This is a genomic window from Sphingomonas sp. CCH10-B3 (assembly GCF_001556185.1).
Taxonomy (GTDB): domain Bacteria; phylum Pseudomonadota; class Alphaproteobacteria; order Sphingomonadales; family Sphingomonadaceae; genus Sphingomonas; species Sphingomonas aquatica.
The window spans coordinates 31,516-54,083 of record NZ_LSIJ01000009.1; the positions used below are offsets into that span (position 1 = coordinate 31,516).

The 22,568-nt window shown below is 67.5% G+C and carries 22 protein-coding genes, 1 tRNA gene and 1 pseudogene; 13 read left to right on the plus strand and 11 right to left on the minus strand.

Annotated elements, in window-relative coordinates; genetic code table 11:
• Together AX672_RS02110 and AX672_RS02115 are read left to right on the plus strand one after the other, a co-directional pair.
• Positions 1-243: a hypothetical protein gene (locus AX672_RS02110; protein WP_066647456.1), complete on the plus strand. Its 243-nt coding sequence runs from the start codon at positions 1-3 to the stop codon at positions 241-243.
• A 34-nt stretch (positions 244-277) separates the two neighbouring features.
• Entirely contained in the window at positions 278-1,774 is a 1,497-nt protein-coding gene (locus AX672_RS02115; protein WP_066647458.1) for a lipopolysaccharide biosynthesis protein, read from the plus strand.
• On the opposite strand, the gene purH is transcribed toward AX672_RS02115, so the two are convergent.
• The 4 genes from purH to AX672_RS02135 are packed head-to-tail and all read right to left on the minus strand — an operon-like array spanning position 1,771 to position 7,193.
• Positions 1,771-3,342: a bifunctional phosphoribosylaminoimidazolecarboxamide formyltransferase/IMP cyclohydrolase gene (gene purH / locus AX672_RS02120; RefSeq protein ID WP_066647460.1), complete on the minus strand. Its 1,572-nt coding sequence runs from the start codon at positions 3,340-3,342 to the stop codon at positions 1,771-1,773. The genes AX672_RS02115 and purH overlap by 4 nt on opposite strands.
• Positions 3,343-3,379: 37 nt before the next feature.
• Positions 3,380-5,116 (minus strand): heparinase II/III family protein, encoded by a 1,737-nt coding sequence (locus tag AX672_RS02125; RefSeq protein ID WP_231731122.1) that lies wholly within the window; start codon positions 5,114-5,116, stop codon positions 3,380-3,382.
• Positions 5,116-5,784: a ribulose-phosphate 3-epimerase gene (gene rpe / locus AX672_RS02130; RefSeq protein ID WP_066647482.1), complete on the minus strand. Its 669-nt coding sequence runs from the start codon at positions 5,782-5,784 to the stop codon at positions 5,116-5,118. Before rpe ends, AX672_RS02125 begins: the two co-directional genes overlap by 1 nt.
• Before the next feature lie 44 nt (positions 5,785-5,828).
• On the minus strand, positions 5,829-7,193 hold the full coding sequence (locus tag AX672_RS02135; protein WP_082730327.1) for an RsmB/NOP family class I SAM-dependent RNA methyltransferase: 1,365 nt from the start codon (positions 7,191-7,193) through the stop codon (positions 5,829-5,831).
• Between AX672_RS02135 and AX672_RS18105 the strand changes: the two genes are divergently transcribed.
• Entirely contained in the window at positions 7,173-7,340 is a 168-nt protein-coding gene (locus AX672_RS18105) for a DUF1674 domain-containing protein (RefSeq protein ID WP_082730336.1), read from the plus strand. The genes AX672_RS02135 and AX672_RS18105 overlap by 21 nt on opposite strands.
• 21 nt (positions 7,341-7,361) lie before the next feature.
• On the opposite strand, the gene AX672_RS02140 is transcribed toward AX672_RS18105, so the two are convergent.
• Both AX672_RS02140 and tsaD read right to left on the minus strand, forming a co-directional pair.
• Positions 7,362-8,333, minus strand: coding sequence for an NAD(P)H-dependent glycerol-3-phosphate dehydrogenase (locus tag AX672_RS02140; protein WP_066647485.1), 972 nt, complete (start codon positions 8,331-8,333; stop codon positions 7,362-7,364).
• Positions 8,330-9,364, minus strand: coding sequence for a tRNA (adenosine(37)-N6)-threonylcarbamoyltransferase complex transferase subunit TsaD (gene tsaD / locus AX672_RS02145; RefSeq protein ID WP_066647488.1), 1,035 nt, complete (start codon positions 9,362-9,364; stop codon positions 8,330-8,332). The genes AX672_RS02140 and tsaD overlap by 4 nt, the downstream gene beginning before the upstream one ends.
• Before the next feature lie 39 nt (positions 9,365-9,403).
• On the opposite strand from tsaD, the gene hemC reads away from it, so the two are divergent.
• From hemC to AX672_RS02160, 3 genes are read left to right on the plus strand one after another with little or no spacing between them, the layout of a single operon-like run.
• Positions 9,404-10,315, plus strand: coding sequence for a hydroxymethylbilane synthase (gene hemC / locus AX672_RS02150; protein WP_066647491.1), 912 nt, complete (start codon positions 9,404-9,406; stop codon positions 10,313-10,315).
• Positions 10,312-10,986, plus strand: a complete 675-nt coding sequence (locus AX672_RS02155) for a uroporphyrinogen-III synthase (RefSeq protein WP_066647493.1) — start codon at positions 10,312-10,314, stop codon at positions 10,984-10,986. The genes hemC and AX672_RS02155 overlap by 4 nt, the downstream gene beginning before the upstream one ends.
• Before the next feature lie 30 nt (positions 10,987-11,016).
• Positions 11,017-11,943, plus strand: coding sequence for a hypothetical protein (locus AX672_RS02160; protein WP_066647495.1), 927 nt, complete (start codon positions 11,017-11,019; stop codon positions 11,941-11,943).
• Here the strand turns inward: AX672_RS02160 and AX672_RS02165 are convergent.
• Positions 11,940-12,739, minus strand: a pseudogene (locus AX672_RS02165) (DUF72 domain-containing protein). The gene AX672_RS02160 and the pseudogene AX672_RS02165 overlap by 4 nt on opposite strands.
• A gap of 150 nt (positions 12,740-12,889) precedes the next feature.
• Positions 12,890-12,964, minus strand: a tRNA-Gly gene (locus AX672_RS02170).
• A 189-nt stretch (positions 12,965-13,153) separates the two neighbouring features.
• Between AX672_RS02170 and AX672_RS02175 the strand changes: the two genes are divergently transcribed.
• The 3 genes from AX672_RS02175 to AX672_RS02185 are packed head-to-tail and all read left to right on the plus strand — an operon-like array spanning position 13,154 to position 14,876.
• Complete coding sequence (locus tag AX672_RS02175) at positions 13,154-14,050, plus strand: tetratricopeptide repeat protein (protein ID WP_066647498.1); 897 nt, start codon at positions 13,154-13,156, stop codon at positions 14,048-14,050.
• On the plus strand, positions 14,047-14,673 hold the full coding sequence (locus tag AX672_RS02180) for an LON peptidase substrate-binding domain-containing protein (protein WP_066647499.1): 627 nt from the start codon (positions 14,047-14,049) through the stop codon (positions 14,671-14,673). The genes AX672_RS02175 and AX672_RS02180 overlap by 4 nt, the downstream gene beginning before the upstream one ends.
• A 14-nt stretch (positions 14,674-14,687) precedes the next feature.
• On the plus strand, positions 14,688-14,876 hold the full coding sequence (locus tag AX672_RS02185) for a Trm112 family protein (RefSeq protein WP_082730337.1): 189 nt from the start codon (positions 14,688-14,690) through the stop codon (positions 14,874-14,876).
• On the opposite strand, the gene AX672_RS02190 is transcribed toward AX672_RS02185, so the two are convergent.
• On the minus strand, positions 14,856-16,073 hold the full coding sequence (locus AX672_RS02190) for a UbiH/UbiF/VisC/COQ6 family ubiquinone biosynthesis hydroxylase (protein ID WP_066647503.1): 1,218 nt from the start codon (positions 16,071-16,073) through the stop codon (positions 14,856-14,858). The genes AX672_RS02185 and AX672_RS02190 overlap by 21 nt on opposite strands.
• A 110-nt stretch (positions 16,074-16,183) precedes the next feature.
• Between AX672_RS02190 and AX672_RS02195 the strand changes: the two genes are divergently transcribed.
• From AX672_RS02195 to ribA, 4 genes are all read left to right on the plus strand, one after another.
• Positions 16,184-18,472 carry an FtsK/SpoIIIE family DNA translocase gene (locus AX672_RS02195; protein WP_066647506.1) on the plus strand — a complete coding sequence of 763 codons (2,289 nt, stop codon included), beginning with the start codon at positions 16,184-16,186 and terminating at the stop codon, positions 18,470-18,472.
• Positions 18,473-18,573: 101 nt separating this feature from the next.
• On the plus strand, positions 18,574-19,161 hold the full coding sequence (locus AX672_RS02200; protein ID WP_066647510.1) for a LolA family protein: 588 nt from the start codon (positions 18,574-18,576) through the stop codon (positions 19,159-19,161).
• A 194-nt stretch (positions 19,162-19,355) separates the two neighbouring features.
• Positions 19,356-20,150 (plus strand): exodeoxyribonuclease III, encoded by a 795-nt coding sequence (locus AX672_RS02205; RefSeq protein ID WP_202189209.1) that lies wholly within the window; start codon positions 19,356-19,358, stop codon positions 20,148-20,150.
• A complete protein-coding gene (gene ribA, locus AX672_RS02210; RefSeq protein WP_066647513.1) occupies positions 20,147-21,220 on the plus strand; it encodes a GTP cyclohydrolase II in 1,074 nt (357 codons plus the stop codon). The genes AX672_RS02205 and ribA overlap by 4 nt, the downstream gene beginning before the upstream one ends.
• Here the strand turns inward: ribA and AX672_RS02215 are convergent.
• Together AX672_RS02215 and AX672_RS02220 are read right to left on the minus strand one after the other, a co-directional pair.
• Positions 21,217-21,879: an HAD family hydrolase gene (locus AX672_RS02215; RefSeq protein WP_066647521.1), complete on the minus strand. Its 663-nt coding sequence runs from the start codon at positions 21,877-21,879 to the stop codon at positions 21,217-21,219. The genes ribA and AX672_RS02215 overlap by 4 nt on opposite strands.
• Positions 21,876-22,544: a YggS family pyridoxal phosphate-dependent enzyme gene (locus tag AX672_RS02220; RefSeq protein ID WP_066647531.1), complete on the minus strand. Its 669-nt coding sequence runs from the start codon at positions 22,542-22,544 to the stop codon at positions 21,876-21,878. Before AX672_RS02220 ends, AX672_RS02215 begins: the two co-directional genes overlap by 4 nt.
• Positions 22,545-22,568: the final 24 nt, after the last annotated feature.

Here is a 22,568-nt window from a genome sequence, read left to right on the forward strand (position 1 = left end):
ATGTACCGCGAACGGTTGCAATTGTGGGTGCGCGAGGCGCTCGCCGAGTTGGGTGGCGCCGCCTCGGTCAACGATGTCGCGCGTCAGATTTGGCTAAATCATGAAGCTGACCTTAGAAACGAAGGTGAGCATTTCTATTCTTGGCAGTATGATATTCGCTGGGCAGCTCAAAAGCTCCGCGAAACTGGTAAGGCAGGTCTGCGCAAGCAAGGGTCCAAGAGCATTTGGTATTTGAAGCAATGAAGGCTCTCTATCGAATTAGTAAAGGCGCTGCGCATTGAGCCAGGCTGAGGCCGCGCCGTCCGACGATATCGCCGCGCTGGCCAAGGGAGGGCGGACCAATGTGTTCGGCTTCGGGCTGCGGCTGCTGGCCCGCGTGCCCTTTCTGTTTGTGGCGGGACGGCTTTACGGTCCCGAGACTGTCGGCAAGTTCGCGCTGGCGGTGGTCGCGGTCGAGCTCGCCGCGCTGGTCGCCACGCTCGGCATGAAGCGCGGCCTTGCGCAGGCGCTGTCGACGACGGACCGCCCGCATGCGCATGTCGCCTGGGATGCCCTCGCGGTCGGGTTGTTCGCGTCGATTGCCGCCAGCGCGCTGCTGTTCGCCTTTCCGCAGATCATGTACCGCGCCGCGCCGCCGCAGGGTGTCGCGCACTGGCTGCCCGCAATCATCGTTGCGATTGCGTGGTCGGACATCAGCCTCGCCGCGCTCGCCTATCGCCGCGATCTGCGCGCGACCGTCACCGCACGCGCGATCATCGAACCCTGGACGATCAGCATCTCCGCAGTGCCCTTATGGTATGTCAGCCCGCGCGACGGGCTCGAGATTGCCTATATGCTGTCGATGATCGCGGCGGTGGTGGCCTCGCTGATCCCGTTCATGCGCAGCTATGGCGTGCCGATCGGCTGGAAGCCGCGGCTGGGAACGATCCTTGGCCTCGCCTGGGCGAATGTGCCGCTTGCGGGGGCCGATGCGATCGAATGGGCAACGCGCAACATCGATCGCTTCATTCTGGGCCAGTTGTTCCCGCCAGCGATCGTCGGCATTTATTATATGGCGCAGCAGATCGCATCGCTGCCTGGGCGGCTCAAGACCAGCTTCGATCCGATCCTCGGCCCAGTAATCACGCAGAGCCTTGCGGCCGGCGATCGTGCCGCCGTCGCGGCGCAGGTCCGGCAGGTCGGGTTCTGGATCATCGCCGCGCAAGGGTGTCTGGCGCTGATGGGCACGATTCCCGGCAAAGCCGTGATGGGCACGATCGGCCCGCAATTTGTTTATGGCACGGCGGCGCTGGCGTTTCTGCTCGCCGCCGAAGTGCTCGCCGCGACCGGCTCGACCTGCGAAAGCGCGCTTGTCTATGTCGCGCGGCACTGGAACCTGCTGATTTCCGGCGTGATGCTGGCAGTGCAGATCGCGCTCAGCTTTGGCCTGATCTTCCTGATGCGCGACTGGGGCTGGCCCGACAATTATCAGGCGGCAGGTCCGGCGATCGCGCTGATGGCGTCGCTCGGCATGACTTCGCTGGTCAAGGCGTGGCTGCTGCGGCGGCTGCTGGGGGCGCCTGTTTCGGGCTGGCGCTGGCAATTGGCGGTTGCGGCAGGGACGGCGATTGTGCTGGGCGGCGGCTTCACGCTGTTGCCGCACCGCTTCGAATGGACGCAATTGGTGATCGGCTTGCCAGTGATTGCGGCCAGCTATCTGTTCGTGATCTGGCGCGTCGCGTTCAAGGCCGAAGACCGCGCGCTGTTCAAGCGGATGCCGACGCCCGCCGCCTAGTGCCGGAAATGGCGCATGCCGGTAAACAGCATTGCCAGCCCGGCTTCGTCGGCCGCGGCGATCACCTCTTCGTCGCGGATCGAGCCGCCGGGCTGGATGACGCACGTCGCACCCGCCTCGACCGCTGCCAACAGCCCGTCGGCGAAGGGGAAGAAGGCGTCGGACGCCACTGCCGAGCCGACCGTGCGCGGCGTCGCCCAACCCGCCTTGTCGGCAGCGTCGCGCGCTTTCCATGCCGCAATCCGCGCCGATTCGAGCCGGTTCATCTGCCCCGCGCCGATGCCTGCCGTTGCACCATCCTTGGCATAGACGATGGCGTTCGACTTGACGTGCTTGGCGACCGTCCAGGCGAACAGCGCGTCGCGCAGCTCCCGATCGGTCGGCGCGCGCTTGGTCACCAGCTTGAGGTCGTCGGCTTGCACCGCGCCATTGTCGCGGCTCTGCACCAGCCAGCCGCCGGTAATCGCGCGCACTTCGAGCCCCGGACGCGTCGGCTCAGGCAAGTCACCGCTCAGCAGCAGCCGCAGATTTTTCTTGGCAGCAAAGATCGCCAGCGCATCGGCATCGGCACCCGGCGCCACCACGACTTCGGTGAAGATGCCGCTGATCGCTTCCGCCGTCGCGCGGTCGAGCGCGCGATTGACTGCGATGATGCCGCCGAAGGCCGACACGCTGTCGCATGCCAGCGCATCGGCATAGGCGGCGGCGATCGTGGGCGCCGTTGCCACGCCGCACGGATTGGCGTGCTTGACGATCACGCAGGTCGGATCGGCATGCTTGAATTCGCTGACCAGCGCGAGCGCGGCGTCGGCGTCGTTATAGTTATTGTAGCTGAGTTCCTTGCCCTGCACTTGCCGCGCATCACCGATCCCGCGCGCGGCCGGGCCACGGTGGTGGTAGAAAGCGGCATGCTGGTGCGGATTTTCGCCGTAGCGCAGCGCCACCGGGCGTTCGAGGATGAACGGCAGTGTGGCGGGGAAGCGCTCGCCCTGATCGGCGAAGGCGAACCAACTCGCGATCATGGCGTCATAAGTTGCGGTCGCGGCAAACGCTTTGGCTGCGAGCATCTTGCGGTCGTCGAGCGTCGTCTCGCCGCTCATCACCAGCGCGTAGTCGGCCGGATCGGTGACGACCGCGACATAAGCGTGGTTCTTCGCCGCCGATCGCACCATCGACGGCCCGCCGATGTCGATATTCTCGATCACCTCGTCGCGCGCGGCGCCCTTCGCCACGGTCGCCTCGAACGGATAAAGATTGACCACGACCAGATCGATCGGGCCGATATCATGCTCGGCCATCGCTGCGGCATGCGCCGGATCGTCGCGCACCGCGAGCAGGCCGCCATGGACCTTGGGGTGGAGCGTCTTGACCCGCCCGTCCATCATTTCAGGGAATTGCGTAAGCTCGCTGATGTCGCGCACGGCGAGCCCGGCATCGCGCAGTGCCTTTGCCGTGCCGCCAGTCGAGACGAGTTCGACGCCCTGCTTCGCCAGTGCCTGCCCGAGTTCGACGATCCCGGTCTTGTCGGAAACCGACAGCAGCGCGCGGGTGATCTTGATGCGGGTCATGAACGGCTCCGGGAAAGCGATGGCGCTCCCTGCCCGCTCACCGGGCGCGCTTCAAGACCCAGCTGACGCTCGCGCCGCCAGCGGGCGCGTCGCCGGTGATGACGAGCTGCTTGGTCGGCTGCGGCACGCCGTCACCGTCGATCCACAGGCTGTCGTCGATCGTGAGCATGCCGCCGCGGCAGCGGAATTGCCACAGCGCGCCGCCGGGCACGCGCAGCAGCGCCGCCATTCCGTCCGATGTCGGCGTCGCCTCGACCCCGACGCCGAGGTGGAAGCGAACGGCAAAGGGCGTGTCGGCGCGGCGCGGCTTGCGCCCGCTCGGCAACAGCATGTCGTCACCGCGCAGATCGCGGCCGTCGCTGGTCAGCACCAGCTGGCGGCGGTGGACGAAGCCGAAACGCCGCGCATAGCCGTCGTGGCTCGCTTCGATCCGGCTCGACGTTTCGCTTTCCTGGCGGCTGAGCTCGACTTCACTCACTCCCTTGCCGAGCGTGCCGTCGGCATGAATCGCAGTCGAATTGCTGTCGCCGACGACCAAAGTCGAATGCGCCGCGGTGGTGCGAAGCCCCTCGGCAAGCTTGGCGGGCAGCTTGGCGACGACCGCGCGCGCGCCGCCGCAATTGACGATCAGCCGCTGCGGCCCGTCCGAGAATTCGAAGGCAAGCGTCGAGCCGCAGCCGCCTTCGATCAGCCGCGCGACCGGCGGTGGGGCGGCATCCATGATCAGTACGCTGGTACCCGCACTGATCCGCTGATAGCCCCATTCGCGCGCCTGACGCAGCGGGCGGGTCCGCACGCCCGATGCCTCGATAACGGCAGCGATCATGTCAGCAGTGAGCGGCCCGCCGCCTTGCCAGCTCGACAGGGCGCGGTCGCCGTGCATCAGCCCCAGCAGCGCCGGGACCAGTTTCGCCAGCGTGTCGGCGATGAACGCCGGCTGCTCGATCCGCCGCGCGGCATAGCCTTCGCGCAAGGTGGTCAGCAGCGCGATCAGGTCGAGCTGGGCAATGCCCGACCGCTGGACACTGCCACCATCGGCGAAGACCGATGCCGCCAGCGCGCGCTGCAAGCCCGCTTCGCCGCCCTTCTGGCGCGGCTCGCCACCCGCCATCATCAGCCCGGCCATCGTCACGCCGCACCAGCCCGCGACCCGACCAGTGCCCGGCGGCAGTTTCTCAACCGCGCGATCGAGATGACGCGCGCCACGCGCCATCGCGTTGAGCACGGCCGAGCGATAGACGAGATCGGCGCTCGACAGGATCAGCGGCGCATGCGCCGACCAGAACATGATCCGTCGCCCGAGCAGATCGGCGCGCCACGCCGGCACCGAAACATGTTCGCCGTGCTGGGCGAGCCAGGCGCGCATCAGCGCTTCGGCGATCGGCGCCCCGCGCGCTCGCGTCGCCACGCTCGACAAGTCGCGCAGCCACGCAAAGCTGTGAAGATACTCCGCCATCGCCGGAGACGCATCGAGCCGGGCGAAGTCGATCGCGGCGAGGGGCAGCAACTCGCCGCGCAAATCGACCCAGCCCTCTAGCAGCGCCGCGCCGCGCGAAACATCGCCGAAAATCGGATCGTCGGGCACCGCGACCAGCTTGAGCGGGTGCCGACCGTTCAGCCGCATCCCGTGGATCGGCGTGCGCCACGCCAGCCGGTTGAAGCGCTCGGCCAGCCGCTCGGCGAGCGACAGCCCCTTGTCGCCGCCTTGCCGGATCAGGCGGCGGCCCTGCTCGATCGTATCGCCGAGCGTGTCGCGGGGATCGTGATCGGCCACTATCCCCTCAATGCGGCGATGTTGGCGGCATAATGGTCTGCCCCGCCGCGGAACACGGCGGTGCCCGCGACCAGCGCATCGGCACCGGCGTCGATACAGGCCTTTGCGGTCGCCGGATCGACGCCGCCATCGACTTCAAGGTCGATCGGCTTGCCGAGCTTGTCGATCATCGTCCGGATTGCCGCGATCTTGCGCAGCTGCGACGTGATGAAGCTCTGCCCGCCGAAACCGGGGTTGACGCTCATCACCAGCACCAGATCGACTTCCTCGAGCACATAGTCGAGCATCTTGGCGGGCGTCGCCGGATTGAGCACCACGCCGGCGCGCTTGTCGAGCGCCTTGATCCGCTGAAGCGTGCGGTGAAGATGGGGGCCTGCTTCCGGGTGCACAGTGATCGTGTCGGCGCCCGCCTCGGCAAAGGCATCGAGCAACGGATCGACCGGCGAGATCATCAGATGCACGTCGAACGGCTTGGCCGTGTGAGGGCGTAGCGCCTTGATCACGGCAGGGCCGATCGTGATGTTGGGCACGAAATGGCCGTCCATCACGTCGACATGGATCCAGTCGGCGCCGGCAGCATCGACGGCGCGCACTTCCTCCCCCAGCCGGGCGAAATCGGCGGACAGAATCGACGGCGCGATGCGGACGGGGCGAACAGACTGTTGCATGGCCGATTCTGTAGCACGCCCGACTCTGCCCGCAAGCCGGTTGGTCAGCCGATCCGCATCATTCGTGCGATGAAAAAACCGTCGCAGCCGCCGTCACCGGCAAGCGTCCCTGGCAGCGTCCGCAGCCAGCCCTGCGGCGCCGCGACGACGCCCGTCGGCAGCTCGTCGGGCAGCACGCGGTCGATCGCATAATCGAGCCGCGTCGACAGGAAGCGGCCGATCTGCTCCTCGCCTTCCTCGGGCTCGAGCGAACAGGTCGCATAGACGAGGTAACCGCCGGGCCGCACCCAGTCGGCCGCGCGTGCGAGCAGCCGTTCCTGCAGCGCGGCCATTTCGGCGATCAACGGCGCGCGCACGCGGTGGAGCACATCGGGGTGGCGGCGGAAAATGCCGGTCGCGCTGCACGGCGCGTCGAGCAACAGCGCATCCGCAGCAACAGCGGGCGCCCAGTCGAGTGCATCCGTCGTCACCACGTCCGCCGACAGCCCGGTGCGCGCCAGGTTTTCGCGAAGTCGCGCCACGCGACTTTGGGCAATGTCGATTGCTGTGACCTGCCACCCGGCGGCAGCGAGCTGGAGCGTCTTGCCGCCCGGCGCCGCGCACAGGTCGATCACGCTGCCCTGGCCCATCGCCGCCGGTCGTCCGATCAGCCGCGCGAGCAGCGAGGCGGCCAGATCCTGCACCCACCAGCGCCCCTCGCCAAAGCCTTCGATATCGGGGACGGCACCGCGCTCGGCGAGGCGGAGATGGCCCGGCATCAGGCTGACGCCGCCGAGCGCCGCCGCCATTGCATCGGTCTCGCCCGCATCGGCAAGCGTCAAGTCGAGCGCGGGCGGCTTTGCAAGCGCGCGCGCCGCATGGTCGAGCATCGCCGTACCCCAGGCCTGCTGCCAGCGTTCGGCGGTCGCGGGCGGCAGCGACGGCAGTTCAGGCAACGCCGCGCCTTGCCGCATCAGCGTACCGAACACGCCGTGGACCAGCTTCCGCGGTCCGCCGTCCACCAGCGGCAGCACCGTCGAGATCGCCGCATGGCCGGGCGTGCCGAGCGCAAGCGCCTGCACGAGCGCGATCCGCAGCGCCATCCGCGCCTTGGCGTCATCGGGCAGCGGCTTGCGGGTCGCCGAATCGATCAGCGCGTCGAGATCGCCGAGCCGCCGCAGCACTTCCGCCACAATGGCATGAACCAGCGCGCGGTCGTCGGCGCGGGAAATGCCGCGCGTCGCCGCCGGCAGACCCGCCTCGAGCGGCTGGCCGCGCCGCAGCACGGCATCGAGCAGCTTCAGCGCCGCCAGCCGCGCCGCTACGCCCGCCCCCAGCCCGTCCTTTGGCCCCTCTTGCGCGTCGCTGTTGGAAATCCGATTTCTCCACTTGTCAAAGGAGCCAAGACGATGGGCCAGCGCCCCGACCATGTGAAGCCACCCGCGCATCTGTCACCCAGCCCGCCGCTGCCGCAGCCTGCGCCGACGAGCGACGAGCCCAAGGCGGACGATCCGCTCGGGCTCAATCCGGTGCGCTATGGCGATTGGGAACTCAAGGGCATCGCGATCGATTTCTAGACTGACGTCGGCTGCCGCCCATTAATGCTCGGCGCGCAAGGGGCGTGCGAGCAGCGCCCCGATTACCTCGCCGACCGGCGCCCCGCCAAGCAGCGCGCAGACCGCATCGACCACCGGCATCTCGACACGCGCATCGCGCGCGGCCGTTTGCAGCACCGGCGCAGTGAAGGCACCCTCGGCGACGCTGCGCTTCCCCGCCAGCAAGACTTGGGCGGATTGCCCCTGACCAATGCCAACCCCAAGCGCAAAATTGCGCGAACTGGTCGACGAGCAGGTCAGCACGAGATCGCCAAGGCCCGACAGCCCGGTCAGCGTCGCTGCTCGCGCGCCGCGCGCGAGGCCAAAGCGCGTCATCTCGGCAAAGCCACGCGCGATCAGCGCCGCCCGCGCATTCTGGCCCAGCCCGGCGCCTTCGACGACACCACAGGCAATCGCGAGGACGTTCTTGACCGCCCCGCCGATTTCAGCGCCGACGATATCATCGCTGAGGTAAGGGCGGAAGGCAGGTCCCGCCAATCGATCCCCGAGCTTGGCGCCCAGCATCGGGTCGCGGCAGGCGAGCGTGACCGCAGTCGGCAGCCCGCGCGCAACCTCATGCGCAAAGGTCGGGCCGGAAAGCACTGCGATCGGCGCCGCAGGAGCCACTTCCGCCGCGACTTCGCCGACGAGCAGCTTGGTACCCGCCTCGATCCCCTTGGCGCAAAGGATCAGCGGCTTATCGCCTACCATCGCTTCGGCCAGCACGTCGCGTACATGCTGTGCCGGGGCCACCACGAGCAGCGCATCACAATCGGCCAACGCACCGAGACTGGCAGTCGCACGGATCGCTGGCGATAGGCCAATGTCCGGCAGGAACAGCGGATTGATGTGATCGCGGTTGATCGCCGTCACCACGTCCTGTTCGCGTGCCCAGAGCGTTACCGGGCCGCCACGCGCCGCAACTTGCGCCAGCGCCGTGCCCCAGGCGCCGCCACCGATGACGCCGATCTTCACGCCTTCACGCCTGCGCCGCGCACGGCCTCGGCATCGGGATCGAGCGGCCAGCGTGGTCGCGCCGCCGTGTCGAGCGGGTCAGTGAAGCCCGCAGCAAAGCGCTCTGCACCGGCCCAGCCGATCATCGCGGCATTATCGGTGCACAGCCAAAGCGGTGGTGCGACGAAGCGCAGGTCATGCGCCGTCGCCAGGTCGGTGAGCGCGCCGCGTACCGCCTGATTGGCGGCAACCCCGCCCGCAACCACCAGTGCCGTCGCACCCCGGCTGCACGCGATCGCGGCCAATGTCCGGTCAACGAGGCAGTCGACGACGGCCGCCTGAAACGATGCCGCAATATCCTCGGTGCGATATTGCCCGCTGTCGGCCGCCCGTGCGACCGCGCTCTTCAGCCCGGCGAAGGAGAAGTGCGGCTCGGCCGACCCTTTCAGCGGACGCGGCAGCGGCACCGCCATGGCGTCACCCCCCAAGGCCGCGCGCTCGACCGCGGGCCCGCCGGGAAAGCCGAGGCCGAGCAATTTCGCGGTCTTGTCGAACGCTTCGCCTGCGGCATCATCGATCGTCGTCGCCAGCCGCCGGTATCGGCCAACGCCTTCGACGAACAGCAATTGGCAATGCCCGCCCGACACCAGCAGCAGCAGATAGGGAAAGGCAAGGTCGGGATCGGACAGCCGCGGGCTGAGCGCATGCCCTTCGAGGTGGTTCACCGCGACGAGCGGTTTGCCTGCCGCATGCGCCAGCGCTTTGCCCGTCACGAGGCCGACCATCACGCCGCCGATCAACCCCGGTCCGGCTGTTGCCGCCACCGCATCGATTTGCGGCAGCGTAACGCCTGCCTCGTCCAGTGCCGCCTCGACCAGCGGCATCAGCATTTCGACATGCGCGCGCGCGGCGATTTCAGGCACGACTCCGCCATAGGGCCGGTGCGCGGCCTCCTGCCCGGCGAGCTTGTGCGCCAGCACCTGACGCCCGGACGTGACGAGCGCCGCCGCTGTTTCATCGCAGCTTGATTCAAGGCCGAGGATCAGGGCCACGGCTTCCCTCTAGCCGGAAGGCGCGTTAGCACAAGGGCGATGACACGCTTTCGCCTTGGCACGCGCGGCTCGCCGCTCGCTCTCACTCAGGCGCGGATGGTCCGCGCCGCGCTCGCGACCGCCCATGACTGGGCCGAGAACGAGATCGAGATCGTCATCATCAAGACTACCGGCGACATCGTGCAGGACCGCGCGCTTGCTGAAATCGGCGGCAAGGCGCTGTGGACCAAGGAACTCGACCGGGCGCTGCTGGCCGGCGAAATCGACTGCGCGGTCCATTCGATGAAGGACGTCGAGACCATCCGGCCGGACGCGATCTCAATCGCGGCGATGCTGCCGCGCGCGGATGTGCGCGACCGGCTGATCGGCGCCGACTCGATCGAGGCGCTGCGCGAGGGAGCGGTGATCGGCACCAGCTCGCCACGGCGATCGGCGCAATTGCGTCGCCTGCGCCCCGACCTGCAGATCGTGCTGCTGCGCGGCAATGTCGACACGCGGCTGGCGAAAGTCGCCGCGGGAGAGATCGACGCGACCTTGCTGGCGGCGGCAGGGCTCGACCGGCTGGGCCGTCCGGAAGTGGGCGCGGCCATTTCGGTTGACGTCATGCTGCCCGCACCGGCGCAAGGCGCGGTTGGTATCGAGGCGCTTGCCGGGAGCGAGGCCGCTCGCGCGGTCGCCGCAATCGGCGACGCGGCCACCATGACCTGTGTCTTGGCCGAGCGCGCGCTGCTGGCGGCACTGACCGCCGATTGTCATTCGCCGCTGGCCGCGCTTGCGACCCTCGACGGCGACCAGATCACGCTGCGCGGCGAGTTATTCGCCAGCGATGGCAGCGCGCATGTGGCGGGCGACACAAGTGGCGCCGCCGCCGACGCCACCTTGCCCGCCGCGCTTGCGGCCACGCTGCTGGCCCGCGCGCCTGCCGAAGTGCGCGCGCTGTTCGGCGGGTGACGCGCCGCTTCGCGGTCCTGCGGCCCGAGCCCGGCAATGCGGCGACCTGTGCGCGACTGCGCGCGGGCGGGCATGATGCGATCGCGCTGTCGCTGTTCGAGATCGTAGGATTGCCCTGGACGCCGCCCGACCCAGCGGATTTCGACGCGCTGGTCCTGACCAGCGCCAATGCTGTCCGCGCTGCGGGTCCATCACTGGCGGCATTTATGCAGCTCCCCACTTTCGCCGTCGGAGCAGCGACCGCGCGGGCTGCGACTGCCGCCGGAATGACGCTTGCCGCTACCGGTGATGACGATGCCGAGGCACTGATTGCCGCCGCCGCGCGGGCCGGCGTGGCGCGCGCGCTTCACCTTGGCGGGCGAGAGACGCGAGTTGTCGCCACCGGTATCGTCGCGGCATCGATCGCCGTTTATGCTAGCGATCCACTCCCGGTCGACCACGCGGCATTGGCGGCGATCATCGGCGCGACGGCGCTGGTTCATTCACCCCGCGCGGCCGAGCGGTTGCGCGCGCTGGTCGATGAGCACGGGCTTGGTCGGGGCGCGATCGCGATTGCCGCGCTCAGCCCGGCAGTCGCCCAAGCTGCCGGGTCCGGCTGGGCGCGGGTCAGCATCGCCCGCCAGCCAAGCGATGCAGCGCTGATCGAAGCCGCGGTCGCCGCGAGCGATTGACCCACCGCACGCGCGCGCGGATAAGGAGCCATGACCGACGACCCGCCGCTCGCGCCTGCCCGGCATCGTACCGGCCTGCGCACGATCCTGCTGATCGTGCTGATCGCCTTTGCAACCGGCATTGCCGCAACTGCATTGTTCCTGCGCCAGTATCGGATGTGGCAGCCGACGGCCACGCAAATGCCGGTGGCGAATGTGGAATCGGCAACCGCCGCGCCGAGCGTGCCGTTCATGCCGCCGCCCGAAGTCGGCCCCGGTGCGCCGACCGCCGACGACCGGATTGTCGCGATGCGGATGGCGACGCTCGCGGCTCAGCTCGCCGCCCTCGAAGCGCGCGCCAATAGCATCGACCGCGATTCGCGCGGCGCCGCGGCCAATGCCGGCCGGGCCGAGGCAATGCTGACGGTGTTCGCCGCGCGGCGCGCACTCGATCGCGGGCTGGCGCTCGGTTATGTCGAAGGCCTGCTCCGGACGCGCTTCGCCACTAGCCAGCCGCGCGAAGTCGCCGCGATCGTCGCTGCGAGCCAGGCGCCGGTGACGATCGCCGATTTGCGGATCGGGCTCGATGCGATCGCGCCCGATCTGGCGACCGGCACGACCAAGGATGGCTGGTGGGCCGGTTTCCAGCGCGAGCTGTCGGGGTTGATCGTGCTTCACCGCGACAATCTGCCGTCGCCGCGCCCCGCCGACCGGCTCGCGCGCGCGCGCCAGAGTCTTGAGGCTGGGCAGGTCGAGGCCGCGCTGCTCGAAGTGTCGCGCCTGCCGGGGGCATCGACCGCGATGGCTTGGACTGCCGCGGCCCGGCGCTACATCGACGCGCGCCACGCGCTCGATACGCTCGAAGCGGCAGCGTTGCAGGGCACGGGCGCCGCGCCCGCCATTGCCGCACCAGCACCCGTGCCGAGCCCGACTCCGGCCCCGGCTGGCGCCACCCCCAACGGCACTGCGCCGCGCTAACGACCGACGCGGTCGATCAGCGTCATGGCACCGGCGGGTGCGCGAACCTTGGCGCCGTTGATGAAGAAAACGAATGTATCGCGCGGAGTCGGCGCGGGCGCCCCGGTCTCCACATAGGGCAGGCCCGAAGGTTGCCCGCCGCTCGCCCAGATCTGCGCGGCAGAAGCCCAGCGATCGAGCGCCTCGTCATCATAGCCGGTCAGAACCGCCTCCTGCGCATTTTCGAGCCGGACATAGACGAAATCAGCGGTCACATCGGCAATCGCGGGATAATCAGCCGAATCGGCGAACACGATTGCCACACCGGCGGCGCGGGCAAGTGTAATGAACTCGGGGCAAGCAAAGCTTTCGTGGCGCACTTGGACCGCGTGACGCAGCGCGACACCCGCATGGCTTGCAGGCAGCAGCTTCAGGAACGCGCCGAAATCATCGGCATCGAATTTCTTGGTCGCCATGAATTGCCACAGGATCGGCCCGAGCCGGTCGCCGAGCTCGACGATACCCTGCCCCACGAAGCGCTCGATCGATTCGCCAGCCTCGGCCAGCACCTTGCGGTTAGTGCAGAAGCGCGAGGCCTTGACCGTAAACACGAAGCCATCGGGAACCGCCTTGGCCCAGCTGGCGAAGGTCGCGGGCTTTTGTGAACTGTAATAGGTGCCTTGATCTCGATCGCGGTCAGCTTCGACGCGGCATAATCGAGCTCGCGCTTGTGCGGCGTGCCGGGCGGATAGAAGACCCCGCGCCACGGCTCATAGGTCCAGCCGCCGATACCGACGCGAATCAGGGAGTTGGTCATCTCGCGAGAGTAGCGGAGCGGCGGGAGGTGCGCTTCCCGTTTCTGACGAGAAAAGCGTCGCGGCGAAGGCGCACTGTCAACCGTGGCCAGACGACGTCGACCGAGCCGCCGCATGATCGACCTTAGCTGCGCTAAATTTCGTGCCGCGGCTGGAGCGGGCGAAGGGATTCGAACCCTCGACCCCGACCTTGGCAAGGTCGTGCTCTACCCCTGAGCTACGCCCGCTCTGGCGCCTGACGTCCTGCGCTTGCAGGACCCGGGTAAGGCGGCGGCTGTTAGCACCCGATTCCCGTACCCGCAAGCCCCGGCGTTGCTTTTGCAAAAAGCCTTGGCTTCATCGCCCGAGCGCCCACATAAGGGCGTGGAACGAACTGCCGAACGGGCTTTGGGAGCGAGAAATTGGCTAGTCTGGGGATGAGCACCGCCGAACGCGACGCGGTCGCCGCCTTCCGCCGCGACGTTGTCGAGCCGTCGATGACGAAGCTCGTCATCATTGATTTCTGGGCCGAATGGTGCGGGCCGTGCAAGGCACTGACACCGGTGCTGGAAAAGGTCGCGGCGGCCTATGCCGACAAGGGCGTGGTGCTCGCCAAGATCGACACCGACAAGAACCAGTTCATCGCCGCGCAATTCCAGATCCGCTCGATCCCGACAGTCTATGCGATGTTCCAGGGTCAGCTGGTCGCCGACCTGACGCCCGCGCGCACCGAATCGGCGCTGAAGACGATGCTCGACCAGATTCTGCGCCAGTTGCCGGTCGAAAGCGATGCGGCGTCGGCCGAAGCCGAGATCGAGCCGCTGATCGCGATGGGCGAACAAGTGCTGGCCGACGGCGACGGCGCGCGCGCGGCGGGCATTTTCCGGCAACTGGCCGAGATGGCGCCCGATCATACCGCGGTCCACGCCGGCCTGATTCGTGCGCTGGTGGCGGCGGGTAACCTCGACGAAGCCAATGCGCACGCCGCGGCGCTGCCGCCTGAACTTGCCAAACTGCCGGAAATCGAGCGCGCCCGCGCCGCGCTGGCGCTGGCCCGGGACGCCAAGCCGGTCGATGATCTGGCCGGGCTCGCTGCCGAAGTCGCCGCCAATCCCGAGGACCACGCAAAGCGCTTTGCACTTGCCGGCGGCCAGATGGCGGCGGGCGACCGCGATGCGGCCGCCGCGACATTGCTGGCGATGATCGCCGACGATCGCAGCTGGAATGAAGGCGCAGCCAAGGCGCAGCTGCTGAAGCTGTTCGAAGTCGTCGGCCTCGAAGATCCCTGGGTCTCGGCCCAGCGGCGCAAATTGTCGGCGATCCTGTTCGGATGAGCGACGCGCGCGCCACCACGCGGCTGTCGGTGTTTCCGCTCGCGGGCGCGCTGCTGTTCCCGCGCATGCACTTGCCGCTTCACCTGTTCGAACCGCGCTACCGCGCGATGATCAGCGATGCGCTCGTGCGCGACCGCCGGATCGGCATGATCCAGCCGCGCGGCGATGGCGCGCACCCGACGCTGTTCAAGATCGGCTGCGTCGGCAAGATCGCGCAGTTCGAAGCGCTCGATGACGGCCGCTACAATGTCGTGCTCGAAGGGCTGTCGCTGTTCCGGATCGTCCGTGAACTCGACGTCACGACCGCCTTCCGGCAAGTCGAGGCCGAATTGCTGCCGGTCGCCGCCGAGCCCGAAGTGCTGTCGAGCGCCAGCCGGTCATCGCTCGAGAGCGAATCGCGCCGCTTTGCCGACAGTCAGGGCTATGCGGTCGATTGGGATGCAGTCGCCCGGCTCGATGACGAATCGCTGGTGAATGGCGTCGCCCAGATCGCACCGTTCGACGTGGCGGCAAAACAGGCGCTGCTCGAATCGCCTTGTCTTGAGGATCGCGCCGAGCTGCTCGTTCAACTGATGCAGTTCTTCGGCCGCCACGACGGCGAGGATTCGGTGACGCTGCAGTGAGCGCGCCGGCGAACGTGGCCGGGGGCATTGATCCGTGGCTGCTCGAGCGGCTCGTGTGCCCGCTGACGCGCACGCCGCTCCGCTTTGATGCGGATGCCGGCGAACTGATCAGCGATGCCGCCGGACTTGCCTATCCGATCCGCGACGGCGTCCCGGTGATGCTGGTGGAGGAAGCGCGGCGGCTAGGCCGGGAAACCCTGTAGCAATTTCGGCAGGTCGCCGCTTTCGCCGCGGGCCTCGGCCATGAAGCGCGCCTTGAGCGGCGGCAGTGCCTGTACCGCGCTCAGCCCGATACGGCGCACTGCGCTCGCGGTCTTGCCGGGGACCGAGAATATCCGGTTGAGCGTGTCGGTCGCGACCGCCACCGACAGCGTGTCGAACCCGCGCCAGCGCTCATAGCGAGGGAGCAGCGCCGGGTCGCCGAGATCGAGTCCCAACCGCTTGCCGTCGACGAGCACTTCGGTGAGCGTCGCGACATCGCGCAGACCCAGATTGAGGCCCTGCCCCGCGATCGGATGGATGCCGTGGCCCGCATCGCCGACCAGCGCGAGCCGCTCCGCCGTCACCTTGGCCGCATGATGGAAGCCGAGCGGATAGGTGGATCGCGGTGCGAGATTGCTCAGGCGCCCGAGGAAACCCCCCATGCCCTTCTCGGCTTCGGCCAGGAACGCGCGATCCGAAATCTTGAGCATGCCGGCCGCATCGGCGGCGCTGACGGTCCACACCAGCGCCGAGCGATGCCGCCCCTCAACATCGTTGAGCGGCAGAATCGCGAACGGCCCGGCGGGGTAGAAAATCTCGAACGCGCAATTCTCATGGCTGTGTTCATGATCGAACGCCGTGATGATGGCATTGTGATTGTATGACCAGCGCGCGATCTTGATGCCTGCGGCCTCCCGCGTCGGCGAATTGCGGCCCTCAGCTGCGATCAGCAGCGGCGCGCGGACCGTCGAGCCGTCGCTGAGCGTTGCGGTGACCCCCGCCGCGCCGCGATCGACCGACGTGGCGCGGGTCAGCATCCTGAGGTTAATGCCGGCAGCCGCCTGCGCCGCTTCGTTGAGCACAATCCGCAGCGCGCGGTTTTCATACATCACGCCGAGCGCGCCATCATCAGCGTCGGGTTCGAAATCAAGCGCGCCGGGTTCGAGCCCGTCGCTCACCCGAATCGAAGCGATCGGGCAACCCAGCCCTTCGAGCCGCCCACCCAATCCGATCGCGGCAAGCATCCGCCCGCTCGCACTCGCGATCGCCGAAGCGCGGCCATCGAAGCCGGGCGACAGTGTCACAGCCGGGTCGGCGGGGTCGACGACGATGCTGGTCAGGCCATGCGCATCGAGCGCGAGCGCGAGCGTGCAACCGACGAGGCCGCCGCCGAGAATGAGGACATCTGCTTGTTCCATGGTCATGCTTTAGGGGCTGGCGGCGGTGCTGCCAACGGCTGCTTGACGCGGGACTCGGCAAGAGCGATGGTCCTCGACCGGAACATCCAGAGCATTTTTGGGGAACGAAGATGGCGAGCGCGCATCCGCCGCTTTGGCGCGAAACCGTACGGCATGGCGCGCGGCGCAGCGGGGCGTTGATCGGCGCGTTGCTGATCACCCTAATTGCCGCCGCGCTGGCGCTGGCGCTGGCGAGCTATCACCCCGCCGACCCCTCGCTGTCGACGGCGGCTGGCGGACCGGCCGCCAACCTGCTCGGCGTCCCCGGCGCCGTCGTCGCTGATGCGGTGCTGGCGCTGCTGGGCTGGCCGGCGGCGCTGCTCGTCCCTTTCATCTTTCTGTTCGCGACCCGATTGTGGCGTGATGTGCCCGTCGGTGCTTGGCGGCGGATGTCGGCCAAGGCCGTGGTCGGTATCGTTCTGATCGGCACGGCCTTCGCGCTGCTCAGCGTTGGCGCGGTCAGCACCCTGCCGGCGGGTTTCGGCGGCGCAGTGGGCCTTGCGATCGGCGGGCTGGCCCAATGGGGGATCGGACAGCTCGGCGATCCGGCGGCAATCCTGTGGACGACACGCGGGGTCGCGGCGCTGGCGGCGCTCGGCGGTGTGATCGTCTATGCGTTCGGTTTCGAGATCGAGTCAGGCAGCAGCAACTGGAAATTGGCGCTGCCGAGCTGGCCCGCGCGTCCCGCTGACGCAACGACGGATGAAACCGATATTGCCGAACCTGCGCCGCCCAAGCCCGCGCCGCGCCCGCTCGCATCGGCCGATCCCCGGCCCGCACCGGTAATCGCCGAGCGCCCGGCCAAGCCAGCCGCTGCCCCCGCCAAGCCGCCGCGTCAGGCTTCGTTCGATCTCGGCGACGCGAGCAGCCTGCCGTCGGTCGAATTGCTCAAACCCGCGCCGCCGACGCCCGGCACCGCGATCGACAAGGTGTCGCTCGAGCGCAACGCGCGCCTCCTCGAATCAGTGCTCGACGATTTCCACGTCAAGGGATCGATCGTGAACGTCCGCCCCGGCCCGGTGGTGACGATGTACGAACTCGAACCTGCAAGCGGCATCAAGGCGAGCCGGGTGATCCAGCTTGCCGACGATATCGCACGCAACATGTCGGCGGTGTCGGCGCGCGTCGCGACGATCCCGGGGCGCACCGTGATCGGCATCGAATTACCCAACGCCCGGCGCGAGATGGTGTCATTGCGCGAGCTGATCGAATCGCTCGATGATCAGCCGGGGTCGCTGCCGATCATTCTCGGCAAGAATATCGCGGGCGACGCCGTGATCGCCGATCTTGCGCCGATGCCGCACCTGCTCGTCGCAGGCACCACCGGCTCGGGCAAGTCGGTGGGGCTCAACTGCATGATCCTGTCGCTGCTCTACCGGCTGCGCCCCGACCAGTGCCGGATGATCATGATCGACCCGAAGATGCTCGAACTGAGCATGTACGACGACATCCCGCACCTGCTCTCCCCCGTCGTCACCGATCCCGCCAAGGCCGTGCGAGCGCTCAAATGGGCGGTCGAGCAGATGGAGGACCGCTATCGGCAGATGTCGTCGGTCGGCGTGCGCAGTCTGGCGAGCTTCAATGACAAGGTGCGCGCGGCCAAGGCCAAGGGCCAGTCGCTCGGGCGGCGAGTACAGTGCGGCTATACCGACACAGGCCAGCCGATCTACGAAGAGGAAACACTCGACTATCAGGTGCTGCCGCAGATCGTCGTGATCGTCGACGAACTCGCCGACCTGATGATGACGGCGGGCAAGGAAGTCGAATTCCTGATTCAGCGGCTCGCGCAGAAAGCGCGCGCGGCCGGCATCCACCTGATCATGGCAACGCAGCGCCCCTCGGTCGACGTCATCACCGGCGTGATCAAGGCGAACCTGCCGACACGGATCAGTTTCCACGTCACGTCGAAAATCGATTCGCGCACGATCCTGGGCGAACAGGGCGCCGAACAGCTGCTCGGCAAGGGCGACATGCTCTATATGCCCGGCGGCAAGGGCATCGTGCGCGTCCACGGCCCGTTCGTGAGCGACGACGAGGTCCGTGCGGTCGCCGATCACTGGCGGGGGCAAGGCCGCCCCGACTATATCCAGTCGGTGACCGAGGAGCCCGAGGAAAGCTTCGCGCTCGACGGCGCGCCTGACGGCGAGGACAGCCCCGAGGACCAGCAATATCGCGCCGCCGTCCAGCTTGTCGTCGAGAGCCAGAAGGCATCGACGTCATGGCTGCAGCGCCAGATGCGCATCGGCTATAACAGCGCCGCGCGGCTGATCGAGCGGATGGAAAAGGACGGCATTGTCGGCAAGCCCGACCATGTCGGCCGTCGCGAAGTGCTGCGCGACCGCGACGGCAACCCGATCTGATCTGCGCAGCCCCGCCTGCGCGGGTTCACGACCGGTTCAATCGTCCCCATCTAGCGGAGGCGTCTGAACTTTGCTGGAGATCCGGTTTGCGTAGCCCTGTCATGATTGCCCTGCTCGCCGCGCCTCTGGTGGCAGCGGCCCCGATCGACGGCCTGCCGCTCGTCAAGGCGCATCTGGCCGCGGTCGACACGATGACTGCCGATTTTGTGCAGACCGACCGGGCCGGCAAGAGCGTCACTGGCGTGCTGACGCTCAAAAAGCCCGGCAAGATTCGCTTCCAATATGAAAAGGGCGTGCCGATCCTTGTCGTCGCCGACGGCAAGTCTTTGTGGTTCCTTGACTATCAGGTCGGCCAAAAACAGCGTTGGCCGATCGCCAATGCCCCGCTGGGCGTGCTGCTCGACCCGTCGAAGGATGCGACGCGCTACGCCAAGGTGGTCCCTGGCGTCGATCCGCGCGTCCTGTCGGTCGAAGCGAATGATCCGCGCCACCCCGAATATGGCAAGATCACGATGATTTTTGCCCGCAACGGCAGCGCGCCCGGCGGGCTGATGCTGCAGGGCTGGGTGGCGCTCGATGCGCAAAACAACCGGACGATGGTTCGGCTGAGCAATCAGAAGTTCAATGTCGCGGTCGCCGACAACGCGTTCCGCTTCAACGATCCGCAGCGCAACGTTCGCAGGAATTAATCTGGCCTCCTCGTCCGTTCATATTGGCGACAGCTTTGCTTCGCTAAAACAGTAACTGCGAACGGCGCATCGGGTTTTCCCCCTGTTACCCTCACACGCCGTTCTGCCTGCGTGACGAACGCGAGGTCGGCCCTCGTTCCATGCCCCCGGAGCGAGGGCCTTTCCCTGTCAGGCAACGGGCCCTACATCGCGCCATGGCCGATACGATCCGCATCGCTTCCTGGAACATCAACTCGGTGCGCTTCCGCATCGCGATCGTCGAACATTTCCTGCGTACCGCGGCGCCTGACATCCTCTGTCTTCAGGAAACCAAGACGATCGACGGCGAGTTTCCGGTCGCTGCCTTTCACGCGCTCGGCTATCGCCACATCGTGCTGCACGGCCAGCGGATGCATCACGGCGTCGCGATCGTCTCGAAGCTACCGCTGGTCGAGGACGACCGTTTCGATTGGCAAGCGAATCAGGAAGCACGCCACATCGGCGTGCGATTGCCGAACGGGCTGCGGCTCGAAAATGTCTATGTGCCCGCTGGCGGCGATATCCCGGATCGCGAAGCCAATCCCAAGTTCGGCCAGAAGCTCGACTTTATCGAGCGGATGACGCGCTGGTCCGAAGGATTGAGCGGCCCGACCCTGCTGGTCGGCGACTTCAACATCGCCCCGCTCGAATCGGACGTATGGAATCACAAGGCACTGCTCGACGTCGTCAGCCACACGCCCGTCGAAGTCGAAGCGCTCGAAGGGTTGCAGGCGTCGAATGACTGGGTCGATCTTGGCCGCCGGTTCGTGCCCGCGCCCGAGCGGCTCTATACTTGGTGGAGCTACCGCGCGAAGGACTGGCTCGCCTCGGATCGCGGGCGGCGGCTCGACCATATGTGGGCCAGCCCCGACGTCGCCAAAGTGGCGATACGGCACGAGGTGTTCGAGGATTGTCGAAGCTGGATCAAACCGTCGGATCACATTCCGCTGATGACCGAGTTCGCGCTGTGAGCGATCGCGAGGCCGAACCCCGCCGCGTCGCGCGGGCAATCGATGCGCTGCGGCGCGGCTGGCCGGTTTTGCTCGAAACACGCGCGGGTCCGCTGGCGTTGCTACCGATCGAGACCGCCGACGCCAACCGGCTCGCGGCTTTCGATCCGGCCGGAGTCGCGCCGGTGCTGCTGTCGGCGGGGCGCGCGGCGACACTCAAGCTCGCCAATCAGCGCGCCGCCGCTGCGCCCGATTGCCCGGTGCTGGTCGAACGCGTGCCATGGCTCGATTTCGACGCGGCGACCGCGCTCGCCGATCCGCAGTTCGACTTGCGCACCCCGCTCAAAGGCCCGTTCCGCGCGATCGAGCTCGATGATCCCAATGGCGCACGCTGGGCGCTCAAGCTGGCGACGATCGCGGGGATGCTACCGGCCTTTTTCGTGATTCGCGGCGGCGATGCCGAGGTCCGCATCGGCCCCGACGACATCGCTGCGCATGAGGATGCGACGCGACTGGTGATCGCCGCACGCGCACGGCTGCCGGTGGCGGCGGCCGAATCGGCCGAGATCGTCGCGTTCCGGACGCCCGAAATGCCCGGCGAGCATATCGCGCTCCTGATCGGCAGTCCCGATGGCGCGCCGCCGCTGGTACGACTGCACAGCGAATGCCTGACCGGTGACGTGCTCGGCAGCCTGAAATGCGATTGCGGGCCGCAGCTTGACGCCGCGATCGCCGCGATCGCCGCGCATGGGTGGGGCATCCTGCTCTACTTGCGGCAGGAAGGGCGCGGGATCGGTCTGATCAACAAGCTGCGCGCCTATGCGCTGCAGGACCAAGGGTTCGACACCGTCGATGCCAATACCCGGCTCGGCTTCGCGGTCGATTCGCGTGATTTTCGCGTGGCGGCGCGGATGCTGGCGCTGCTGGGGCAACACCGTGTGCGGCTGCTCACCAACAATCCCGACAAGGTTGCGCAGCTCGAAGCCGCCGGGATCGCGGTGGCCGAACGCGTGCCGCATCGCCTGCCGGCCAATCCGCACAACGAACGTTATCTGGCGACCAAGCGCGACCGCACCGGCCACGAATTCTAGGCAAGCAGCCGCGCGACTGTCGTGAAATCATGCGCGATAGCTGTCACGCCGAGCGCACGCAGCGCGGCTTCATGGTCAGGTCCACAGTGATTGCCAGCGCAAAGCCCGATCACGAACGCGCCTGAGGCAACCGCGCCGGTCGCGCCGACCGGCGAATCCTCGATGATCGCGCAATCGGCGATCGGTACGCCGATGGCTTCGGCCGCGTGCCAGTAAAGGTCGGGCGCGGGCTTGCCGCGCGTGACATGCTCCTTGCCGCTATAGAGATGCTCGCCGAACGCCGCGCGCAGGCCGATATGGTCGAGGTGACGCGCGATCCAGCGCGTCGAGCTCGACGACGCGATTGCCCGTGGCAGCTCGGGTGGCAGTCTGTTGACGAAGGCAACCGCGCCGGCGACTTCATCAATCCCTTCACGCATGATTCGCGCATCTTCTTCGGCACGGGCGGCGGAGAAATTCTCGGGCAGCGGCCGGCCGATCCAGCGCTCGATCGCCGCGATGAAATTGGCGCCCGACAGGCCCATGAAGCGCGCCATCGCTTGTTCCGGCGTGGTCGGATAACCGGCAGCGGTCAGAAACTCGGCGACGTGGCGGTTGCCGACGAATTCGCTGTCGATCAGCACGCCGTCGAAGTCGAAAATGATGCCCTTGACCTTCATGCGCGCGCCCCAAACAGCGCCGTGCCAACCCGAACATGCGTGGCGCCAATCGTGACGGCGGTTTCGTAATCGCTCGACATCCCCATGCTGAGCTGGGGCAATCCGTGATCCCCCGCCAGCTTGGCGAGCAGCGCAAAATAAGGCGCGGGCTCCAGATCAGCCGGCGGCAGGCACATCAGCCCCGCGACCGGCAGCGCTGCGGTCCGCGCGGCGGCCAGCAATTCCGCCAGTCCGGCGGTCGGGACGCCGCCCTTTTGGGGTTCGTCGCCAATATTGACCTGGATGAAGCACGCGGGGCGACGCCCGGTCTTGTCCATGGCGCGCGCGATCGCCGTGACCAGCGACAGCCGGTCGACCGAATGGATCGCGTCGAACAGCGCGACTGCCTCATCGGCTTTGTTCGACTGAAGCTGGCCGATCAGATGGAGCCCGATATCGGGACTCGCATCGCGCAGCGCAGGCCATTTCGCTTGCGCTTCCTGAACGCGGTTCTCGCCGAAAACCCGGTGACCGGCGGCGATCAGCGGCATGATCGCGTCTGCGGATTGCGTTTTCGACACCGCGATCAGCGCGATTTCTGACGGGTCGCGGCTTGCCAGCCGGGCAGCGGCGGCAATGCGGGCCTGGACAGCGGCCAGTCGATCAGCGGGTTCCGGGGATTGCATCGGCGCTGCTATAGGCAGCGTCGT